The 1722-nt window shown below is 40.5% G+C and carries 2 protein-coding genes and 2 pseudogenes; 1 reads left to right on the top strand and 3 read right to left on the bottom strand.

The window, feature by feature from the left end:
- A pseudogene (locus PR699_RS19280) lies at window positions 1-259 on the bottom strand (type IV secretion protein Rhs); the annotation flags it as partial.
- Between the two features lie 122 nt (window positions 260-381).
- Here PR699_RS19280 and PR699_RS19640 point away from each other — a divergent pair.
- Window positions 382-533: pseudogene (locus PR699_RS19640) on the top strand (SymE family type I addiction module toxin); the annotation flags it as partial.
- Window positions 534-784: 251 nt separating this feature from the next.
- On the opposite strand, the gene PR699_RS19270 reads toward PR699_RS19640, so the two are convergent.
- On the bottom strand, window positions 785-1348 hold the full coding sequence (locus PR699_RS19270) for a hypothetical protein (protein ID WP_004925033.1): 564 nt from the start codon (window positions 1346-1348) through the stop codon (window positions 785-787).
- A partial coding sequence (locus PR699_RS19265; protein WP_272577892.1) for an AHH domain-containing protein occupies window positions 1345-1722 on the bottom strand: 378 nt, incomplete at its 5' end. The genes PR699_RS19270 and PR699_RS19265, both read right to left, overlap by 4 nt.

Here is a 1722-nt window from a genome sequence, read left to right as displayed (position 1 = left end):
CTCGGTTATTCGGCAGTTGTGTCTGGGTTAAATTCCCCAACACATCGTATTGATGATGATATTCCCCGGTGGCATTGCGATCACTGACTAACTGCCCCAGTGTGTCGTAAGTGAGGGGCAACTTATCGTCATCATTCACCGTCGTCCCCGTCCGTTGCGCCTCATGCCAGCGCGCTATCGGCACCTGACGCACGGTCACTGGGTTCTGACTATCCCCATATTCCGTGCGGTATTCCGTGTTATCAGGCGACTCTGTCATTCTGGTAAAGTCGGTTTCACGAATAATACAGTGGGCCAGTTTTGATTGGTCGAAAGTCAATAAAAAGTGGAGTAGTTTTCGATGAGCATTGAAAACCGTAATCAACGAATAAAGCGTTGACTATAGCTAGTGCGTATTCTAAGTCAGTCGTCACCGTAAATAACATCCTGAAAACAGAACGATTCTACACGGTCGGCTATGCGCCGAAGGGCAAAAACAACACCCACCGCCCGCCATTAACCTTAAAGGTCAGTGGCTGAAAGAGGCAGTTTTTGAGACCGGCTTCTCCTTTACCGTTAAGATTTTAAACGGCTGTTGGGTATTAATACCGGACCATGAGGATATCCGGGCAATAAAGCAGCAAAATCAGGCGCAACAAGCTCAGATTGCCGCATTTAAGTGGAAAATTAAGGCGCTGTTCGGGGGAGTGATCTAACGACAATTTACTTGCTTTGGTGTAATATTTGTAGCTAAAACGGGTAATTACACGAGCTTGTAATTTAAATCATAAGTTCGTCAATATCTTTACGATAATTCTACTTCTACTGAAAAATCGAAAGCAGTTAAACCGGCATCTTCTACTCTTTGTTTAAACTTATCCGTAACAAAAACCCGACTAATATCTTCGTCAATAGTAAATAGATACTCATCTGTAATGTTACTTTTAATGAGGACTGGCTTCTCAATCATTAATCCATTGGGATATTCCCGATAAACAGAATTCTTTCTGTCAAAACATTCTGAAAGCGGATTGGTTGGATAATAGCCAACGAATTTCTTCCGTTTGCTTTCAGTTTTAACTGGTAATATTTGCCCCCTTGAACTCAGAATATCAGATAAGGATACTAATGCACCCTCACTAAAAACCATAAATGGAGATAGAGCGCTGCTAAAGTCAAATTGATAATTTTTCTTACCAAAATCATTAGCCCTTAGTTCTAGAACTATATTGGTATATGTGTTGTTAAATTTTTGCCATTTTTGTCCCATTGCTCTTGCTATTATGCTTTCTTCTCTCGCAGGATAATCTTGGATAAAAGAGCAGTAATTCATTGCATCGGATTTTAAATAATATATTTTATTACTCATAATATTTTGTACCAACTCGCATCTCGACTTGAAGAAGAAAGAATGTTACGGATGTTTGATAATTCATCTAAAACACCTTGTTTTCCACCAGTTAGGTCTGCCTGAATTATTCGTTCATTAACCGCATCGATGTAGTTACTCGGATGTCTACCGTTATGTTTAATACCAGACAGCGACTCATCAATGTTATTTTTATTAGGCAAGAAAACCCCATTACTAGCATCATCAATATCAATGCCATGTTTTTTTAGAATATCCCTCGCTGGTTTCGCTCCTTTAGATGTATCCCCTACTATGTGGTGAGCGGCTGAGTTTGCAGGTCTAGGAGTACCAGCTGCAACCATATTTCTCGATAGTTTAATCGCACACTGTCC

This window comes from Providencia sp. PROV268 (genome assembly GCF_028477805.1).
GTDB lineage: Bacteria > Pseudomonadota > Gammaproteobacteria > Enterobacterales > Enterobacteriaceae > Providencia > Providencia stuartii.
The sequence above is the reverse complement of the archived record's forward strand: the minus strand, read 5'-3'. Positions and strand labels throughout refer to the sequence as shown.

Coding starts and splice junctions, on each gene's coding strand:
- PR699_RS19270 (WP_004925033.1), bottom strand. CDS start 1,348: ATGAGTAATAAAATATATTATTTAAAATCCGATGCAATGAATTACTGC.